Here is a 4,826-nt window from a genome sequence, read left to right as displayed (position 1 = left end):
TTCAGGGGATATTGGCCGCATTACTCGACTATGCCAACACCAGGATGATTTAAGCAGCAGAACTGATAAAGAACCCAGTCGTTCGCGGCGGCGACGGATGAGCTGCGCGGCTCATCGCCTGAGAACCCAAATCCGCAATTTAATTGATGAAGCACACAAGCAAATTGCTCATTACTTAACTCGCAACTATGGACTGATTTTTCTGCCTACTTTCGAGACTTCCCAAATGGTTGCCAAGGTAAGGCGGAAAATCAAATCCAAGACGGCGCGAGCAATGTTGACTTGGGCGCATTATCGGTTCAAATTAACCCTAAGACATCAAGCCGAAATAACTGGAGCCACGGTTGTAGACGTGACCGAAGAATACACCAGCAAAACCTGTACTCACTGTGGTCATGTTCATGCCAAGTTAGGTGGCTCCAAGGTGTTCCACTGTCCTGAGTGTGGCTTCACTCTTCCAAGGGACTGGAACGGTGCTTTTGGAATTTTTCTAAAAGCTTTGCGGGATACCGCCACGGTCACCCTCAAAGGTGATAGTGCCATCGCGGCATTGTCCGTTTCGTAAGCCGGATAAATGTCGCGTAAATGTATCAGTCTGTACAAAAGCAAATAAGCCTGGTAACATACCATGATCATTGTAATGAAGGTCGGCACACCCGAAGCCGAAATTGACCGCCTCAATGCAGAATTGACCGACAATTGGGGTCTAACCCCGGAAAAAATTGTCGGTCGCTATAAAGTCGTGATTGGACTCGTGGGGGATACGGCAGATTTGGATCTGCAACAACTCCAGGAGATGAGTCCGGCGATCGAACAAGTCCTGCGGGTAGAACAGCCCTTTAAGCGCGTGAGTCGGGAATTCCGCCACGGCGAAGCTTCAGAAGTCGTGGTGAATACCCCCAATGGACCCGTTCACTTTGGTGAAACCCACCCCATCGTGGTGGTAGCAGGACCCTGTTCCGTGGAAAACGAGGACATGATCGTTGAGACAGCCCGACGAGTCAAAGCGGCGGGGGCCAAGTTTTTGCGAGGTGGTGCATTTAAACCCCGCACCTCGCCATATGCGTTCCAAGGACATGGGGAAAGTGCGTTAGAGTTACTCGCCACAGCGCGGGAAGTGACGGGGTTGGGAATTATTACCGAACTGATGGATACGTCAGATTTGGAGATCTTAGGCAAAGTCGCCGATGTCATCCAAATTGGGGCGCGGAATATGCATAATTTTGCCCTGTTAAAGAAAGTGGGCGCTCAGGATAAGCCGGTGTTACTCAAACGGGGAATGTCGGCCACCATTGAAGAGTGGTTGATGGCAGCGGAGTATATTTTAGCCGCAGGCAATTCCCGGGTGATTTTGTGCGAACGGGGAATCCGGACTTTTGACCGGCAGTACACGCGCAATACGTTGGATTTGTCAGTGATTCCGGTTCTGAGAAAGCTGACGCACCTGCCGATTATGATTGATCCCAGTCATGGAACAGGTTGGTCGGATCAGGTTCCTTCGATGGCGCGGGCGGCGATCGCGGCGGGAACCGATTCTCTGATGATTGAAGTCCACCCGACGCCGAATAAAGCCCTCTCCGATGGACCTCAATCCCTCACCCCCGATCGCTTCGATCGCCTGATGGGAGAAGAGTTAGCCGTGATTGGCAAAGCAGTCGGTCGTTGGACTGTACCTGCTGCAGTCTTAGCATAAAGGGCTATTTCTGCGAAAACTAGCCGGATGTAGGGGCAGTGAATAGACTGCCCCTACATCCAATCCGGGGATATCCCGAAATTTGGATCAGTCGGAACTACTCTTTATGCTCGTCCAGGGCCTTGAGTTGAGCCAACTGTTCCTCCACCTGACGAATTAACTGGTTGAGGGCCGGCAGTGCATCTAACTTCCCTAAAGCTAGATCGGGAATTTTACTGGCGCGATCGCGCAATTCATCCACCTTGCGCTGAAGTTGCAGCGCCAGTCGCAAGGCATCCCGACTTAAATCCTCCACCTGCTGATGCTTGTAAAACTTCAAAGCCGCTCCCCGCAACACTTGCAAGGTCGCCCGTTCCCCTTCAGTTCCCGGCATTACCCGCAAGCGTAATAATAAATCTTCTTTGTTATAGCGCCGTTCAATTTCCACCTGTTTCGGTTTTTGCAGGGGAATTAACGGCAAGTGTCCCAACAGCTTGAGTTCGTTCATCACCCCCCCAAACAGGGACAATTCTAACCCGACCATTACCGACTGCACCACCCCATCCTGACTCCAGAGAATTCGTCCATGTTCAGATTGGCGATCGAAATAAAGCCGACCGATACCCCCTTCTAAAATTCGCCCCAATAACTCTTGTAAAAGCTCCTTGGGGGGTAAATTGGCCAGTTCATCCAGAGGACTGTGAGGATGGGAGACACTCACTTGTAACACGGGCACCGCCGCCCCGGGTAACATCGGTGCCGAGTGAGGTGCGGGTAAGCTCGGGCGATCGCTGTTAGCGGAATGGGGATGGGGCAGGGGGAGCAAATCGTTCCTAGAATGCACTGCCACCGAGGAAGCATGGGAGGGATTTGGCAAAGGAGGCATCGGCGGCGCGGGAACGTGACTCCCTGGGGTATGAGGTGCAGCCGATGCTTTTTTCTTCCCCGTGTGCATATAGTTTAAGTAGGCACTGAGCATCGAGCGGTGGATCTCAGTAGAAATCTTCTCTGATACCAGAGAACACCTCATATATCCCAGAATGCGCCGGACATATTCCAATGCAGCAGAATCTTCGGGATCGACCATCCCCAGGTGGAGGCGGCTCCCTTTAATGGACAACGGTAACACCTCATGATACAGGCAGGCTTCAAAAGGTAATAGGTTGTCAATTAGCTGGAAGATTTGCTCGGAATCCATTTGTGCGGCCCAGTTAGTGACGGTTTTGGTTTGCATTGGTGAAAGGACTCGGTGCTGTTGTGTTCAGAACAAAGAAAACCCACAATCGTGACACCAACGACCCAAGGTTGTCAGGGTGGGACCCACTCCTGACTATCCAAGATAAAGAAATGCTGGCGGGTTATTCATATTTTCTGGCTTGATCACCCGACCAGTCAAGTCCGAATATCACGCCGGACTACACACTTCCCAACAAGGTAGCCAAGAATCGCACCCTGTGTCAAATTTTGAGTACAATTGGCAAGTTTTCAACGAATTGAGATGCACCCAGTTATTTCCTCAATTACAGTGATTCCGCTGTCGTGATTAACTTGGGTGACAAGTCACACCCCTCAGAGGAATATAGGAGAAAGATTCGCTAAAGTTGAACAAATTAGGGATAAGGCTGTCACACTCATCGATCTTTCAACTCTCATTCAATGCACCAGAAATCAAGGGACAGCGGTAGTCCGGGTGAGTTGATTTAATATTCTTCTTGTAAAGTAACACTTTTCCGAAGAAAAAGTTAACAATGTTTAATCAGCCATCGGGTTCCGAACGGCTATTTCTGAGGGATTGAGCCGCTAAATAAAGTTGGGTCCATTCTCCTAACACTTGAGAATGTTTTAGACCTTGCTTCTGGGCGATCGCCTCTAGGGATTGTCCCTGCTTGAGTTGGTTGAGAAGCTGTTGCTGCTCTGGAGGGAGGGTTGCATAAAATTGTGACCACTGCGTCGAGGTTAGACCAAACCCGTGGTCTTGTAAGCTAATTTGTAGCCAGTTAGCGACTAACTCCGGTTCGATTTTCAGGGAAAAGACTCGAATGGCATGGTAGCTGACTTTTTCCCGCAAGCGATAGACCTGCTTAACGGGTAAATTTAGAGCCTTGGCGATCGCATCTTGGGAGCAACCTTGAAGATACAATCGCAACCAATCTGCTGCCGTTGGATCCACATTTTTCGCCAAATACTCGGCAAACTCCTGGTGGACGTTTTGTCGTAACAGTTGTTGTTCTTCCCAGGCGATCGCATCTTGAGCGTTGGCGATCGCCTGAGCATCCAACAAACTAATCGAACTGTCCGACTCATCAGAACCAATTTCATCAGAAACCAGCCGAATTAATTCCGCCTCCGGGACCTGAGTCAACCCCCCACGCTGGGACCGTCGCAGATAGTTAAAAAACCGATACGCCAGCAAGGGTTGATTCCGAACCGGACGCAAGCAATATTCTTCAATCGTTGCCAACAACAGCGCATTTCTGACCCGCGAAGTTTGGGTTGATTGACCAATCCAGGCAATTTGCTGCTGCATATAGCGATCGCGTTCACACAGTTCCTGGACCACTTCCTGGACCACATCCACCACCGTCCGCTGGCGATCGCGACTCAGCGCCACCCAGGTTTTAATCTTATTGCGCAGCAACACCAACGAAGACAACCGGCGGACTAAATTCGTATAAGCTCGTTCCGGCGACACCCCGATGACCCTGAGCAAAATCCGATAGCGATAGTCCATCGCCGAACGGATGATTTCTAGCTTTTCTGGCGTCAGGGCCTCAAACCGATCCGGATCCTCCCCCAACAGCCATTGCACGATACTCTCGTGGGTACTGGCGGGATGCTCGGGACAATCCTGGGATAGGCGCGATCGCCACTCTTGCGCCAGTTGTTCTGCCAACGTCATGATTACTCCTCACCTCTAACACGCTTCCCACTCTTACCGATTCTAAGCTCATCCTGAAGCCAATGCGAGGGTCTCAGGTCCTATCCTTTCCGACATCGCCCCTCATGACATCCCGACACCAGAGAAACACGGTAGGGCTGGTAGCCTCGTGTCTTCAGACCGAGGTGGAAAGCCCACACGAGCGGTTTTAACCGCCTACACTGTAGTCCAACCATGATGAGGGTCGTTAATGTAGCGCCCTATCGTATTTTCCGC

Annotated in this window: 3 protein-coding genes and 1 pseudogene; 2 read left to right on the top strand and 2 right to left on the bottom strand. The window is 50.9% G+C overall.

What is annotated here, in order from left to right:
• A pseudogene (locus tag J0895_RS09540) lies at positions 1 to 585 on the top strand (zinc ribbon domain-containing protein); the annotation flags it as partial.
• Between the two features lie 43 nt (positions 586 to 628).
• Positions 629 to 1,693, top strand: a complete 1,065-nt coding sequence (gene aroF / locus J0895_RS09535; protein ID WP_207087868.1) for a 3-deoxy-7-phosphoheptulonate synthase — start codon at positions 629 to 631, stop codon at positions 1,691 to 1,693.
• Positions 1,694 to 1,790: 97 nt separating this feature from the next.
• On the opposite strand, the gene J0895_RS09530 is transcribed toward aroF, so the two are convergent.
• Together J0895_RS09530 and J0895_RS09525 are read right to left on the bottom strand one after the other, a co-directional pair.
• Complete coding sequence (locus J0895_RS09530) at positions 1,791 to 2,906, bottom strand: ATPase, T2SS/T4P/T4SS family (RefSeq protein WP_242541174.1); 1,116 nt, start codon at positions 2,904 to 2,906, stop codon at positions 1,791 to 1,793.
• Positions 2,907 to 3,428: 522 nt separating this feature from the next.
• Positions 3,429 to 4,571, bottom strand: a complete 1,143-nt coding sequence (locus J0895_RS09525; protein WP_207087867.1) for a HetZ-related protein 2 — start codon at positions 4,569 to 4,571, stop codon at positions 3,429 to 3,431.
• Positions 4,572 to 4,826: the final 255 nt, after the last annotated feature.

Origin of the sequence: Phormidium pseudopriestleyi FRX01 (assembly GCF_017313335.1) — a bacterium.
GTDB classification, from domain to species: domain Bacteria; phylum Cyanobacteriota; class Cyanobacteriia; order Cyanobacteriales; family Laspinemataceae; genus Laspinema; species Laspinema pseudopriestleyi.
This window is presented reverse-complemented; position numbering and strand designations above follow the sequence as displayed.